This is a genomic window from Streptomyces sp. NBC_00582 (assembly GCF_036345155.1).
In the GTDB taxonomy this organism is placed as follows: domain Bacteria; phylum Actinomycetota; class Actinomycetes; order Streptomycetales; family Streptomycetaceae; genus Streptomyces.
In genome coordinates this window covers 1,101,277-1,114,871 of sequence record NZ_CP107772.1, presented here as the reverse complement: position 1 = coordinate 1,114,871, position 13,595 = coordinate 1,101,277, and the positions used below count along the sequence as shown (strand labels likewise).

General features: G+C 74.3%; 15 protein-coding genes. 7 read left to right on the top strand and 8 right to left on the bottom strand.

Annotation, left to right across the window (positions count from 1 at the left end):
• Positions 1 to 27 precede the first annotated feature (27 nt).
• Positions 28 to 876: a hypothetical protein gene (locus tag OG852_RS04455; protein WP_330347137.1), complete on the top strand. Its 849-nt coding sequence runs from the start codon at positions 28 to 30 to the stop codon at positions 874 to 876.
• 26 nt (positions 877 to 902) lie between these two features.
• Here the strand turns inward: OG852_RS04455 and OG852_RS04450 are convergent, their stop codons facing one another.
• Both OG852_RS04450 and OG852_RS04445 read right to left on the bottom strand, forming a co-directional pair.
• On the bottom strand, positions 903 to 1,493 hold the full coding sequence (locus OG852_RS04450) for a Pycsar system effector family protein (protein ID WP_330347136.1): 591 nt from the start codon (positions 1,491 to 1,493) through the stop codon (positions 903 to 905).
• Positions 1,494 to 1,566: 73 nt separating this feature from the next.
• Positions 1,567 to 3,177, bottom strand: coding sequence for a serine/threonine-protein kinase (locus OG852_RS04445; RefSeq protein WP_330347135.1), 1,611 nt, complete (start codon positions 3,175 to 3,177; stop codon positions 1,567 to 1,569).
• 165 nt (positions 3,178 to 3,342) lie between these two features.
• On the opposite strand from OG852_RS04445, the gene OG852_RS04440 reads away from it, so the two are divergent.
• Positions 3,343 to 4,242 carry a sensor histidine kinase gene (locus OG852_RS04440; protein ID WP_166663727.1) on the top strand — a complete coding sequence of 300 codons (900 nt, stop codon included), beginning with the start codon at positions 3,343 to 3,345 and terminating at the stop codon, positions 4,240 to 4,242.
• On the opposite strand, the gene OG852_RS04435 is transcribed toward OG852_RS04440, so the two are convergent.
• Positions 4,223 to 4,687, bottom strand: a complete 465-nt coding sequence (locus OG852_RS04435) for a hypothetical protein (protein ID WP_133916776.1) — start codon at positions 4,685 to 4,687, stop codon at positions 4,223 to 4,225. The genes OG852_RS04440 and OG852_RS04435 overlap by 20 nt on opposite strands.
• Positions 4,688 to 4,809: 122 nt before the next feature.
• Between OG852_RS04435 and OG852_RS04430 the strand changes: the two genes are divergently transcribed.
• Complete coding sequence (locus tag OG852_RS04430; protein ID WP_133916777.1) at positions 4,810 to 5,292, top strand: flavin reductase family protein; 483 nt, start codon at positions 4,810 to 4,812, stop codon at positions 5,290 to 5,292.
• Between the two features lie 7 nt (positions 5,293 to 5,299).
• Here the strand turns inward: OG852_RS04430 and OG852_RS04425 are convergent, their stop codons facing one another.
• Positions 5,300 to 5,518 (bottom strand): hypothetical protein, encoded by a 219-nt coding sequence (locus OG852_RS04425; RefSeq protein WP_133916778.1) that lies wholly within the window; start codon positions 5,516 to 5,518, stop codon positions 5,300 to 5,302.
• A gap of 406 nt (positions 5,519 to 5,924) precedes the next feature.
• On the opposite strand from OG852_RS04425, the gene OG852_RS04420 reads away from it, so the two are divergent.
• The gene (locus OG852_RS04420; RefSeq protein WP_133916779.1) at positions 5,925 to 7,643 is read left to right on the top strand and encodes a SpoIIE family protein phosphatase; all 1,719 of its coding nucleotides are present in this window, start codon (positions 5,925 to 5,927) and stop codon (positions 7,641 to 7,643) included.
• 18 nt (positions 7,644 to 7,661) lie between these two features.
• Here OG852_RS04420 and OG852_RS04415 read toward each other — a convergent pair whose 3' ends face one another.
• From OG852_RS04415 to OG852_RS04405, 3 genes are read right to left on the bottom strand one after another with little or no spacing between them, the layout of a single operon-like run.
• On the bottom strand, positions 7,662 to 8,699 hold the full coding sequence (locus OG852_RS04415) for an NAD(P)/FAD-dependent oxidoreductase (protein WP_330347134.1): 1,038 nt from the start codon (positions 8,697 to 8,699) through the stop codon (positions 7,662 to 7,664).
• Positions 8,696 to 9,211 carry an isoprenylcysteine carboxyl methyltransferase family protein gene (locus tag OG852_RS04410; RefSeq protein ID WP_133916781.1) on the bottom strand — a complete coding sequence of 172 codons (516 nt, stop codon included), beginning with the start codon at positions 9,209 to 9,211 and terminating at the stop codon, positions 8,696 to 8,698. Before OG852_RS04410 ends, OG852_RS04415 begins: the two co-directional genes overlap by 4 nt.
• 9 nt (positions 9,212 to 9,220) lie before the next feature.
• Positions 9,221 to 10,402 carry a type III polyketide synthase gene (locus OG852_RS04405; protein WP_443064500.1) on the bottom strand — a complete coding sequence of 394 codons (1,182 nt, stop codon included), beginning with the start codon at positions 10,400 to 10,402 and terminating at the stop codon, positions 9,221 to 9,223.
• Between the two features lie 46 nt (positions 10,403 to 10,448).
• Between OG852_RS04405 and OG852_RS04400 the strand changes: the two genes are divergently transcribed.
• Together OG852_RS04400 and OG852_RS04395 are read left to right on the top strand one after the other, a co-directional pair.
• Positions 10,449 to 11,306: a UbiA family prenyltransferase gene (locus OG852_RS04400; RefSeq protein ID WP_330347133.1), complete on the top strand. Its 858-nt coding sequence runs from the start codon at positions 10,449 to 10,451 to the stop codon at positions 11,304 to 11,306.
• 106 nt (positions 11,307 to 11,412) lie between these two features.
• Positions 11,413 to 12,186 carry a hypothetical protein gene (locus OG852_RS04395; RefSeq protein ID WP_330351389.1) on the top strand — a complete coding sequence of 258 codons (774 nt, stop codon included), beginning with the start codon at positions 11,413 to 11,415 and terminating at the stop codon, positions 12,184 to 12,186.
• Here OG852_RS04395 and OG852_RS04390 read toward each other — a convergent pair.
• Positions 12,171 to 12,422, bottom strand: coding sequence for a DUF4242 domain-containing protein (locus OG852_RS04390; protein WP_133916783.1), 252 nt, complete (start codon positions 12,420 to 12,422; stop codon positions 12,171 to 12,173). The genes OG852_RS04395 and OG852_RS04390 overlap by 16 nt on opposite strands.
• 131 nt (positions 12,423 to 12,553) lie before the next feature.
• Between OG852_RS04390 and OG852_RS04385 the strand changes: the two genes are divergently transcribed.
• The gene (locus OG852_RS04385) at positions 12,554 to 13,537 is read left to right on the top strand and encodes an AraC family transcriptional regulator (RefSeq protein ID WP_330347132.1); all 984 of its coding nucleotides are present in this window, start codon (positions 12,554 to 12,556) and stop codon (positions 13,535 to 13,537) included.
• Positions 13,538 to 13,595: the final 58 nt, after the last annotated feature.

Below are 13,595 nucleotides of genomic sequence, written 5' to 3'. Positions count from 1 at the left end.
ACGAGCGTGCAGGGAGAGAGAGGGACCATGAGCCTGGTGACTCCGGGAATCACTCGATTCGTCTTCGCCGTCGACATCGAGAGCTACAGCGCACGGCTGCATCTGGAACAGATCAGGGAACAGGAGCGGTTGGACCGGGTGGTGGAGCACGCCCTGTCGGAGGCCCGGACCGAGGCCTTCGCCCGTCAGGACAGCGGGGACGGCGTGCTGATGATCCTGCCCGAGGGCATCGACCAGACGCGGGTGATTCCCCGGCTGCTGATCGGTCTGCGGGACGCGCTGGAGATGGACAACCGGGGGCGCAGCGGGGCCGGTCGGCTGCGGATGCGGGCGTCGGTCGGCGAGGGGCTGGTGCACGTGGGCAAGACCGGCTTCGCGAGCGGCGTCGTCATCGACGTCTGCCGGCTGCTCAACTCCGGCCCGCTCAGGAGGGCGTTGGAGGCCGCCCCGGACCGCGATCTCGTCACGGCGGTCACCGACCACACCTACGAGCAAGTGGTCCAGCACCACTATCCCGGCCTGGATCCGGCGGCGTTCCGGCAGGTCGAGATCGACATCCCGGAGAAGCGTTTCCGGCGCAGCGCCTGGATCGACGCGCCCGTGCCGGAACCCGCCGCGACGAAGGGGGACACGAGCCCGGTGAAGGAGACTCCAGCGGTGTCCCTGGCTCCCGGCACGGCCGTGACGTCCGGGAGCCAGGTCCGGGGCCGGGGACGCGACGCCCTGGACCTCGGCGTGCGCACCCTCGAAGGCGCCTGTCTGGCCAAGGAACTACTGGCCCATCACCAGGGACACCACGCCGTGGACAGCACTACGCACGCGGAGGACGCCGACGCCGACGACCCGGACGACGACGACTTCGACGACGACGTGTGAGCCACGCGCCCCCCTGCGGAGCACGCTCAGACCGCCCACCCGTCCAGCAGCACGGCGGCCGTGCAGCACACCACGGCCACCGTGAACATCCACATTCCCCAGGCGACGGCACGGTATTTCAACGTCACGATCGCACTCACCAGCCGCAGTTGGCTGGCGGTCGCCGCCAGCCGCTCGTCCGCGGAGCGGCGCAGCCCGGCGACCAGTTCTCCCTCGGTCGAGAACCGCGCGGCGTCCATGAAGTACTCCACACGCGTCACCGGACGGGCGCCCCCCGGCCGAGCCCCTCGCGGATACACCGCCCGGGCCAGCAGACCCACCCCGCAGGCCGCCGCCGCGAACCCCAGCCACCACAGCCACTGCACGGAGGCGTCCAGGGAACGCGGCGACCACGACCCGGCGAGCAGTCCACCCGCGAGCGCGCCGGCCCCGACACCGGCACCGGCGAGCAGGATCTGCGCCTTGTTGTCGGCCCGGTCGACCTCGCTGCGCGCCTCCGCGAGAAGCTGGGTCGCGTACTCCAGCGTCTTCGCGTCGGCCGCCCCCGCGTCGGGCCGCCCGACCCGCGGCGAGGTCCCCGCCGCCCCGAGGAGCCGCAGGTAGCTGAGAAAGCTCATATGCCGAATTCTGCCGCTTCGAGACCCCGTCACGAGGGCGTCCACCGAAATACGGCACCCACGGCCCCGGGCGTCAGGAAGAGCGGGTCAGGCGCGACGGCGATCCCGACGCCTGACTGCCCTCGTCCTCCAGGGTGAGCACGTCCTCGCCGGTCTTCCGCAGTGTGTAGAGGTTGCCCCGCGTGCACAGCACGCCGGTGGAGGGGTCGGTGGGTGCGCTCGTGGCCGCCTCGAAGACCATGGTCGCTCCGTGGGACTCCCGCAGGCGCAGCGTTTCGGTGCACCCGATGTCCTGACCGGTACCGGCTTCGGTCACATGGCTGACCTGTCGGCCCACGATCTCTCCGCGGTCGGCCGCGTGCAGCGTGACGGTGACGGACACCTCGGTCGTGCGCGCGTTGACGATCCCGTCCCCGGCGGAGCTGCCCGGCCCGGTGCCCCGCCAGGTGCCCACCCACGAGGCGGGCAGGGCGTCCGACGACGGGGTGGAGGCCGTGGAAGGGGAGGGGGAGGCGGAGGGGGAGGAGGAAGGCGACCGGGAAGCGCCTTGACCGTCGTCCGGCCAGGTGATCGCCGCGACGACCGCCGCCGTCGCCCCCATCCCCGCGAGGACCGCGGCCGCGCGCAGACGCGCCGACCGCCGGACGGGCGCGGGGGCGGATCCCGTGCCGTGCGGGCCGTAGGACGGGGATCCCGGAGTGGTCCCGGGCGGCAGAGCCGGAGGAGGCGGGTGGGCGACCGGCGGCCCGAACCCCGCAGGCGGGGCCGGGGAGGGGAGGGACGACCGCTCCAGCGCCGTCCGCAGCTCGGCCTCCTTCGCGGTGATCTCCGCCTCCAGCCCCGGTGGGAGGGCCGCGGCCCAGGCGTCGTGGCCGGCGCCGAGACGTTCGAGCACCTCGTCGGTGCCGGGACGCTCCTGCGGTGACTTGCGCAGGCACGCGGCCGCCAGTGGCACGAGGGCGGGCGGTACGCCGTCGAGCACCGGCTCCTCGTGCACGATCCGGTAGAGCAGCTGCGCCGCCGAGGGATCCTCACCGGGATGCAGGAAGGGGCCCTTTCCGGTGGCCGCATAGACCAGTACGGCGCCCAGGGCGAAGAGGTCACCGGGCTCGGCCGAGATCCCTCCGGTCGCCTGCTCCGGAGCCATGTATCCGGGTGAGCCGATGACACCGCCGGTGCGGGTGTGCCGGGTGTCGTCGGCGGCACGGGCGATGCCGAAGTCGATGAGCAGGGGACGGCGGCGGGCGAGCAGCACGTTGGAGGGCTTCAGGTCGCGATGCGCGAGGCCCGCCCGGTGCACCGCCCGCAGCCCTTCCGCGAGTTCCGCGCCGAGCGCGCGGACCGCGGGCTCCGGCAGCGGACCGTGCCGTTCCACCCAGTCCGCCAGGGAGGGGGCCGGGACGTACTCCGTGGCGAGCCACTGCGGCCGGTGTCCCGCGGGGCTGTAGTCGACGACGGCCACCGTCCAGGCGGAGCGCACCTGCTCACTGCTGGCGATCTCGCGGGCGAACCGTTCCTCGAACCCCGGATCCGCGCCGAACTCGCTCCGCACGGTCTTCAGCGCCAACGGCCTGCCGGACGCCGTACGCGAGAGGAACACCTGCCCCATGCCGCCGGCGCCGAGCCGCGCCAGCAGCGGATACCCGCCGACGGCCGGAGGATCCGTGGGATCCAGACTCCTCATGCACCTCTCCGAGCGCCCTGGGCCTACCAACCGGTGATCAATTCAGGCCAGTTTACTTCCCGTCGGGTCGGTGTGAAGTGGGGAAAAGCGCCCGCCCCTGTCGACGTGCGCCGCCGGGGCACGCGCCCCTGGCTCGATCCCGGAGCGAGACCCTAGGCTGCGGCGATGCGCTGGAGGACGGTTCGCCCGGGCGTCGTCGAGTCGCCGGTCGTGGACACGCTGATGGCGTTGGCCCTCACCGGTGTGTCCATGCTGCTCGCGCATGTGTCGCGAGCCGCCCGGGCGTGGCCCGAAACCGACGGGCGAGCCCAGGTACTGATCGTCCTGGCCCATGTGCCCCTCGCGCTGCGCGGCCGGTCGCCGGTCGTCGTGTTCGCGGTCGTCCAGGCCGCCGCGGTCACCTATCTCACCTTCGGCTACTGGCCCGTCGCCTGCGTGTTCGGCCCGATGCTGGCCCTGTACACGGTCGCCGTGCGCCGTGCGCCACGGACCGCCGTCGTCTGCGCGCTCTGCACGGTGGGCGTCTGGGGGTACGGGGGACGGGTCGGCCACAGCCCCTCGACGGCGGCCGTCCTGGTGCAGGCGGTGCTCTACAGCTCGGTGCTGCTCTGGTTCGGCACCCTGGCCCGTCGCTCCGCGGAACTCGCCCGCCGGCTCGGCGAGGAGCAGGCCGAGAGGGCCCGGCGCGCGGTCGCCGAGGAGCGCGGCCGGATCGCGCGGGAACTGCACGACGTGGTCGCCCATCACATGACGGTGATCTCGGTGCAGGCCGGTCTGGCCCGGTTCGTGTTCGACCGCGACCCGGACACGGCACGCGGCGCGCTGGGCACGATCGCGGACGTCACCGGCGAGGCGCTGGAGGAACTCAGGCGCATGCTCCACCTGTTGAGGGAGGAGGGCCCGGAGGGCCTCGACGGAGCCCCGATGCCCGCCCTGGCCGAACTGGCGGGGCTGGTCGACCGGGTGCGGGCGGGTGGTGTCGAGGCCGAGCTGGTGGTCGAAGGCACCCCGCGCCCGCTCGCCCCCGGCGTCGTGGGCGGGCGCGTCAGATCCGGCCGCCGGTGAGGCGGGTGATCGGGCCGTGGGTGTGGCGGCCGGAGCGGCGGCCCACCGCGTACGAGGCGGCCGTCAGCGCGGTCACGCCCGCGCCCACACCGGCCGCGACGAGCTTCCGGTGGGCGATCACCGTCCAGGCCGTCTTCGCCGTCGCGGCGACGTGGCCGGTGGCCGCCTTGGTCGTGGCGGCGACCTGGCCGGTCGTCGCGACGAGGGTCCGGCGGCCCGCCTCGACGCCTCGGGCCAGCCCCTGCGCCGCCCCGCCGACCGCTTCGGCGGAGCGCTCGGCCTGGCCCTTGGCGGTCGAGACGGCGTCGTCCGCTCCGTCCGCGGCACTCTTCGCGGCCCGTGCGGCGGGGGCGGTCGCCTTGTCCGCCGCCCGCCGGGCCTTGGACGCGGTCGCACGCTTGGCAGCGCGCTGTTCTTCGTTCGTCTCCGTGTTCGGTTCAGTCATGGACTTCGCGTTGCCGCTCGTTCGGGCCGCAAACACGTTCGGCCACCGGCGCCGCACAGGGGTGAGGGCCGGGCGGTTGCGGGGAACAGTGCTGTGAGCCGACAGTGAGGAGGCGAGGCAACGTGGCGGACGCCGACGTGTTCATGGACCGGCTGAACCCGGAGATGTGTGTGGTCACGGCCGCCACGGGTGAGGCGAGGTCGGGGTGCCTGGTGGGGTTCGCCTCGCAGTGTTCCATCCGGCCGGCGCGGTTCGCCGTATGGCTGTCCAAGGTCAACCACACGTACCCCGTGGCCCGCGCCGCCCGGTACCTCGCCGTTCACCTGCTGACGCGCGACCAGCACGAGCTGGCGGCCCTCTTCGGCGGGGAGACGGGTGACCGGTTCGACAAGTTCACGCGGGTCCGCTGGTCGAGTCGCGTCGGCGGGGCCGTCGTACTGGAGGACGCGGCCGCGTGGTTCGTGGGGAAGGTGGAGCGGCATGTCGACGGGGGTGATCACGAGGGGTTCGTCCTGGAGCCCGTGCAGTGGGGCGAGCGGGCGGAGGGACCGCTGCTGCGGCTCGGCGACTGCCTCGACATCAGTCCCGGTCACCCGGTGGACTGACCGCCGGTCAGTCGCGGGGCGGCTGCGACGGACTGCCGTCCGGCGGCAGTTCGCGCTCGGATGCGGTGCAGTCCCGTCCCGCGACGGCACACAGGGCGCGGAACTGGGCGTCGGGGCGCAGGTCGAAGGTCTGGCGGAGTCGGCCCGTCCCGACGGTGAGACGGTGACCGTCGACGAAGCCCGCCGTCCAGTCGTCGCCCCGCGCGGTGCCGACGGGCACGAGCACGGTGAGCCCGCCCCCCTGCTCGGCACCGCGGCGACCCCGTCGTACACGTCGGCAGTCGAGCCCGAGGCGAGGACGCGCCTGCGGTAGGTGTGCCCGGTGCGCGCGCCTCCGGCCGAGGCTCCCGTCGCCAGGGTGTCCGCCGCATCGGCGACGCCGTACCTCGACGTGGCGTCCTGCTCGTCCAGGTCCGGCAGGAGATCTTCGCCCGGACCCGCGACGTCGTTCCCGCCGGCCGCGCGAGCCGCGAGGTCCAGGTCGGCCGCGTAGGGATCAACGATCTTCGGTGAGATGCCGCACGGCGGCACCCGCCGACCGCGCAGGACGTGGGTTTCGCTCGCGCAGGGGCATACGGGGAGAGCAGGCAAGGAGAAGACGCACACCAGGTGGGGACGGCAGGGAGGTCACGATGACGGGGTCGGAACACACGGGCACGCTCCAGGGGCCCTCCGTGTCGGCGGCCTCCGCCGTGATGGCCGGGGCACTGGACGCCATCGGCGCCGGCGCCTACGTCGTCGACGAACAGGGCTGCGTCATCGCCGTCAACGCACGGGCCGAGCACCTCCTGGGCCGACCCGCCGGAGAACTCCTCGGCCATGACGCGCACGACCTGCTGCACCGCGGCCCCCAGGGGCAGCCGCTGCCGCGCACCCAGTGCGCGATGAGACAGGCGTTCCACGCCGGCCGGACCGCGCAGGCCGAGGAGGACTACTTCGCCCGCGCCGACGGTTCGGTGCTGCGCATATCCTGGCTGATCACCCCCTACGACATGGGCGACACCCGGGGCGCCACGCTCGTCGTCTTCCACACCCCCGGAGACCCCCAGGACACCGACCCGGAACCGGAACCGCCGGCCCACCCGCTGTCGGAGCTGCAACGGCTCGCCCTGCTGGCCGAGACCACGACACGACTGACCTCCACGCTCGACGTCGACGAGGCGCTCCAGCGGCTGGTGGCCCTGGTCGTGCCCCGGCTGGCGGACTGGGCGGTCGTCGACCTGATCACCGAGCACGACGAGGTGTGGCGCACCGCCGTGGTGCACGCCGTCGGCGACACCCTCGTACGCCACGAGGACCTGCAGGGACCGATGCCGCCGGTGCCCGAGGAGTCCCCGATGCCCCTGTCCAGGGCCCTGCGCGGCGTCGCCTCCACCCTGGCCGGTCCGCAGACCTACCAGGTGACACCCGACTCCGGCCTCGCGGTCGAGCAGCGCCGCCTGTTCGAGACCACCGGGATGCACTCGGCGGTCATCGCGCCCATCCGCAGCACCCGCGCGGTGCTGGGCGCGCTGACCGTCGGCCGCGCCGACGACCCGGCGCCCTTCGCCCCCGTCGACCTTCCCCTGATCGAGGACATCGCACGCCGTGCCGGCCTCGCCCTGGACAACGCCCGCCTCTACCAGCGCCAGCGCAAGGTCGCCGAGACCATGCAGAACCACCTCCTGCCCCAGATGCCGGGCGTCCCTGGGCTGCGGATGACCGCCCGGTACCAGCCCGCGCCCGACGCCTCCCAGGTCGGCGGCGACTGGTACGACGCCTTCCCCCTGGCCGACGCGTCCACCGCCCTGGCCATCGGAGACGTCGTCGGGCACGACCTCGAGGCGGCCGCCGGCATGGCCCAGGTACGCAACATGCTCCGCGCCTACGCCTGGCTGCAGCAGGAACCTCCCAGCAGGATCGTCGAGCGGCTCGACGAGGCGATCCAGCACATCACCGACGTCGCCATGGCCACCATGATCTTCGCCCGGCTCGAAGCGGCCCCCGCCGGGCACTGGCGGCTGACCTGGACCAACGCGGGCCACCCACCGCCCCTGCTGATCAGCCGCGACGGCCTGGCGCGCTATCTCACCGACGGCCACGGCATCCTCCTGGGCACCCAGGCCGACACCGCCCGCCCCGACGCCACCGTGCTGCTCCCGCCCGGCTCCACCCTGGTGCTGTACACGGACGGCCTCATCGAGGCGCCCGGCCGGACCCTGGACACCGGCCTGAACCGGCTGCGACGGCACGCGGCCGCCCTCGCCCACCGTCCCCTCGCCCCGTTCACCGACCAGTTGCTCCACCGCGTCCGCCCCGCCGACAACGACGACGACGTCGCCCTCCTGGCGCTTCGCGTCCCGGAGCGCTGACCCCAGCGCCCCGACGGTTCAGGCGAGGGCGTTCACCACCGCGGAGAAGAGACGGGGGAGGCGGGTCGCCGCGGGCGTGATGCGGAACGCGAGCGCGGGCTGACTGCGGGCCCGCACCAGGAGCTCGGTGAGCAGCCGGTGGCGGCGGGTCGTACGCCGCCAGTCGGCCTCGTAGCAGCCGGGGGTGCCGCGGCGCACATTGGCGACCAGGGCTTCGGCGCCGATGAGCGCGAGGGAGACGCCCTCACCGGTCAGCGCGTCGATGTACCCGGCGGCGTCCCCGACGAGCAGGACCCGCCCGTGGACCCGGGTCCTGGCTCGCTGGCGCAGCGGGCCCGCGCCGCGCACGGGGGTGACGGCCGCTTCCGCGGGCAGCCGGGCCGCCAGCTCGGGGAAGCCCTCCAGCTGGGTGCCGAAGGGGGCCCGTCGCGTCGTCAGCAGCGCGACACCGACGAGGGCCGGCCCGAGCGGGGTGACGTACGCCTCCGCCTGCGCCCCCCAGTGCACCTCCACGTACGACGACCACGGCGCCACCGCGTAGTGCCGGCGCAGCCCGTACCGGGGTGCCGCCGCGCCCCGTGCCGGGACCCCGAGGCCGAGGGAGCGGCGCACCGGCGAGTGCAGGCCGTCCGCCGCGACCAGCCACCGGGCGCGCAGCCCCGTACCGGGGAGACGCACGCCCGTGTCGTCCTGCCGTACGTCCTCCACCCGCAGGGGGAGTACGGGCACCCCCGCGTCCAGCACGGCCCGGTGCAGGGCCCCGTGCAGAGCGGTACGGCGCGCACCGACACCGGGCCCGTACCGGAACGCGGCCTGCACCTGGCGGGACTCCTGGACGTACCGGATGCCGGTGAGGGGGTGGCCGGGGACCTCCAGGCCGAGCCGGGCGAGGGAACGGACGGCGCCGGGCATCAGGCCCTCACCGCACGCCTTGTCGACCGGCGCCGGACGCGGCTCGGCGACGACGGCGTCCAGCCCCGCGCGCGCCGCGTGCAGGGCCGTCGCCAGGCCCGCGGGTCCGCCTCCCGCGATCACCAGGTCGTGAACGCCGCTCACGCCGGCACCGCCTGGGTGAGAGCGGTGTTCTCGCAGCGGACCCGGACCGTCAGCAGCACCGCGTTGGCGGCGGTGCACACCGACGCGGTCAGCCAGGCCGAGTGCACCAGAGGGAGAGCGGCGATCTCCACGACGACCGCGACATAGTTGGGATGGCGCAGGAAACGGTAGGGCCCGGCGGCGACCAGCCGTGCTCCGGACACCACGATCACCCGGGTGTTCCAGTACGGACCGAGCGCGGTGACGCACCACCAGCGCAGCGCCTGGGCCAGTACGGCGAGCGCCAGCATGGGCCCGCCCAGGGCCGGCACGAAGGGGCGGTCGGCGAGCACCGGTTCGACCAGACAGCCCACGAGCAGCCCCGTGTGCAGGGCGACCATGACGGGGTAGTGGCCACGGCCGTACTCCACACCGGCGCGGGCCAGCGTCCAGGCCGCGTTGCGCCGGGCGACGAGGAGTTCGGCGACCCGTTCGGCGGCGACGGCGAGGACGAGCAGCACGTACCAGGGCATCAGGACCCCTCACCACCGCAGAAGGACGAGTTCGGAACAGAAACCCGGCCCCATCGCGAGGAGCAGCCCCCACGTACCGGGCTCGGGGCGCGACGACTTCCGGATGCTCTCCAGGATGTGCAGGACGGAGACCGAGGACATGTTCCCCACCGTCGCCAGGGAGCGCCACGCCGGGTCCAGCGCGTCGCCGGACACCCCGAGGGCGTCGGTCAGGGCGCCGAGCACCCGCGGGCCTCCCGGGTGGCACACCCAGGTCCCGATGTCGTCGGGGGTCAGACCGTGTTCGGCGAGGAAGGCACCCAGGTGGTGACCGACGTGCTCCCTCACGATGCCGGGCACGCCGGCGTCGATCACCACACGGAAGCCACCGGCTCCGATGTCCCACCCGAGGAGCCGTTCGCTGTCCGGGTACAGGTGACTGCGCGTCGCGACCACCGAGGGCCCGGCGGGCTCCGCCCCGCCGAGGGGCCCGTCGCCGCCACCCGCCCCGCAGCCCCGCGCGACGAGCGCCGCCGCGCCGTCGCCGAACAGGGCGCCGGCGACGAGGTTGGCGCGGGAGTCGTCGTACCGCTGGAGCGTCAGCGAGCACAGTTCGACGGTGAGCAGCACCGCGGTGTGGTCGGGATGGCCGCGCAGGTAGTCGTGCACCCGCGCGATGCCGGCGGCACCCGCCACACAGCCCAGGCCGAACACCGGAACCCTTTTGACGTCGGGCCGCAGCCCGATGCGTCCGGCCAGCCGGGCGTCGAGGGACGGGGCGGCGACACCGGTGATGGAGGCGCACACCAGCAGATCGACCTCGTCCGGCCCGAGGCCCGCCTCGCGCAGCGCGCCGGTGACGGCCTCCTCGCCCAGTTCGAGGCCCGCCGCGAGCCAGGCGTCGTTGCTCCGTCCGAAGTCGCCGAGACCGGCGTACCGCTCGATCGGCAGCGCCAGATGGCGTGTGCGCACACCGGCGGACGCGTGCAGTCGGCGCAGCACGGCACGGTCCGCCCCCGGCGGCAGACACAGGTCGCCGATCCACTCGGTGAGGTCATCCTGGGCGTAGCGGTGCGGCGGCAGCGCGGTGTGCACGGCGGCGATCGTCGCCGCCGCGGCGGGCACGGCCGTACGGCGGGCCACGAGGGCCGGAGCCGCGGCCGGGGCCGGATCGGGGGGCAGGTCTTGGTCGGCGACCACGGGGACACGCATGTCGGTGATGACTTCCTCGCACGACAGGCCCGGCTACCGTGCGTACGTGTCTCTCCACCCGTCCGGGGTTCTCTCACGTACGACACACGGCGTCCCGGCGCTGCTGCGCTCCTGCCACCCCGAGCCGGCGTTCGCCGTGACCGTGTTCGTCACCGCCCTCGCTGCGGCGTCGGGGCGCGGGGCGGTGGGATCCGCGGCGGTGGCCGCCGCGGTCCTGGCCGGTCAGCTCTCGGTGGGCTGGTGCAACGACGCGGCCGACGCACGGCGCGACGCGTCCTGCGGCCGCCGCGACAAGCCGGTGGCGACCGGCGACCTGCCGCCCCGGGCGGCGGCGGTCGCGGCCGGGGCGGCCCTGGGGCTGTGCGTGCCGCTGTCCCTGCTGAGCGGCATCGCCGCGGGTGCGGTGCATCTGGCGGGGGTCACCGCCGGCTGGGCCTACAACCTGCGGTGGAAGCACACGGTCCTCTCCCCGCTGCCGTACGCCGTCGGGTTCGCCTCCTTGCCGGCGTTCGTCACCCTCGGGCTGCCGGCGCCTTCCTGGCCCGCCTGGTGGGCGATGACCGCGGGGGCGCTGCTCGGGGTCGGCGCGCATGTGGTGAACGTTCTCCCGGACATCGAGAACGATCTCGCGACCGGTGTGCGCGGACTGCCGCAGCGGCTCGGCGGACCGGTCTGCCGGTGGCTGGCCCCGGCGGTGCTGCTGACGGCCGTGGGCGTGGTCGTCCTGGGGCCGCCCGGGGCGGTGGACCTCCCCGACCTGGCCGTGGCGGCGGTGGCCGGGGGAGTGGCGGTCGCGGGCACGGCGGTGCCGGGGGAGCGGAGCCGGTGGCCGTTCCGGGCGGCGATCGCGGTGGCCGGCCTGGCGGTCACGGAGCTTGTGCGCCGGGGCTCGGCCATGGCCTGACGCGGGCCCGCGGGCCGGTGGTGCGCCCTGGCCCGGACGTTTCCTGGTTCCGCCCGCGGGGCACACGCCGCCTGTGGTCGCCTACGGTGCCGAGCAGCGGGCACGCCTGCCGTTCCGCGGACCGGCAGGCCGTCGGCGGTTGCGTTTCGACGGCTGGATCGCCGGCCTGGGCACGGCGTCCGGGACGCGCATCGTGCTCGGCCACTGGCCGCGCTCGCCGTTCGGACCGTTCAGCGACGTGATGATCGAACGGCCCGACGGGGAAAGGCTGTTGCTGGCTCCCAGCCGCGAGACGGCCGACTTCGTCACCGCCACCTACACCTTCGACGCGGTGCGCCTGGTCCCGGTCGAGGTGCGCGTCGCGGGCGCCGTCTGGACGGTCACTGCCGGGCCGCTCGACCTGCGCTTCACCACCGGCCGACGCCCGCTTCCGGGCCTTCTGCTGGCTGCCGTTCCCGGCGCCCTCGCCCGGCGCCCGGCGTGGGCGGCCCTGACGGATCTTCCGGCCCGTGCCCTGCTGCCCGGGGTGCGGACGCGGGGCAGCGCCGGTGCCGGGCGCCGTGAGTGGTACGGGGCACGGGACCTGCGGTCGATCCGCGCGGTGTCGGCGGCGCTCGACGGCACCGACCTCGGCGGGCCGAGGGCCGTCGCACCACCGGTTCGCTTCGGATTCGGCTCGGTGCCGAGAAGGCCCGGCCTCACCCGGGTCACCACGACGGTGGAACTCCGGGCGGACGGCCTGATGGAGGGCGTCACGAACGCCGGGGCCCCACCAGCCGCCGAAAGGGCCGAGACGGCGCACCGCGCCGGCCCCTTCGCCGTGCTCCGCCGCGCCCTGCGACGCAACCCGCCGGCACCTCCTTTTCAGTCCCCCTCCTGAACGGGGAAGATGTCATCGGCGAGCAGGCCGTGCGCCTCCCGGTGCACGGCGCCGGCCGCCTCCGCCGACGGGGCCTCGATGAGGCAGAAGACCTTTCCCTCCGGTTCGTCGACCCAGTAGCGCAGGTAGCGGACCCCGAACCTGTCCTGCGTCCGCAGGTCCGCCCGGTGAGCCGCTGCCGCGTCCTGCGCGGTGACGCCACCACTGATCGTGTGGACGTCGAGATACAGCGCCATGGTGCGTTCCCTTCGTGTGGTGGGCACCCTCGGTGGTGCCACACTTGATACTCGTGACGGCCGGCAGAAAGAGCCATGACCGCACGACCGGGGCTCCTGGCCGTGACCCCGGAGCCTGCTCCACAGGGGCGGTGACCGGGTCCGCGACGGCCTGGACCGCGCCGGACGCGGCGCTGCGGGGGCTGCGGCTGGACGGAGCGCTCTTCTTCCGGGCCGAGTTCACGGAGGGCTGGGCCTACCGGTCACCCGCCCCCGACCAGCTGGTCCGGATCCTCCGGCCGGGCGCCAGGCGCCTGATCGTCTTCCACATCGTCGCCGCCGGGGCGTGCTGGGCCCGGGCCCCGGGCGGTGAACGCCTGTGGGCCCGCGAGGGCGACGTCGTCGTGGTGCCCTACGGCGAGCAGCACGCGATGGGCGGAGCCGAGACGGCGGAGGAGGTACCCATCCTCGATCTGCTCGACCCACCCCCCTGGCGGACCCTGCCGGTGCTTCGGCACGGCGCGGGCGGCGGACGCACCGACATCGTGTGCGGCTATCTCCACAGCGACCATCCGCTGTTCGACCCCGCCCTGCGGGCCCTGCCGCCCCTCTTCGTGGTGCGCCCGCCCGCGGGGCCGGCGGCGACATGGATCCGGTCCAGCGTCGACTACGCCCTGGCGGCCGGTTCCCCGGCCCCGCGCACCGACCCGACGGCGACGAAACTGCCCGAGCTGGTGCTGCTGGAGACCCTGCGACTCCACCTGGCCACCGCGCCGGCGATCGACACGGGGTGGCTGGCCGCGCTCGCCGACCCGGTCCTCGCACCGGTGCTGGCCCGTATGCACGCCGCGCCGGACCACCACTGGACCGTGCGGCGGCTCGCCGACACGGTCGCGGTGTCCCGGTCCGTGCTGGACGAGCGCTTCCGACGGATCCTCGGCCGCTCGCCGATCCGCTATCTGGCCGACTGGCGGATGCACCTGGCCGAGAACCTGCTCGCCACCACAGGGCAGTCGGTCGCCACCGTGGCGCACCGGGTCGGCTACGACTCGGAGGAAGCGTTCAGCCGAGCCTTCAAACGCGCCCACGCCGTGGCCCCGGGCACCTGGCGCAGGGAACAGCTGATGCGTTTTTGATGGCGCACCAGGGAGAGCTCGGCGATCCGGGCCGCGCCCAGGATGCCGATGCGCAGGG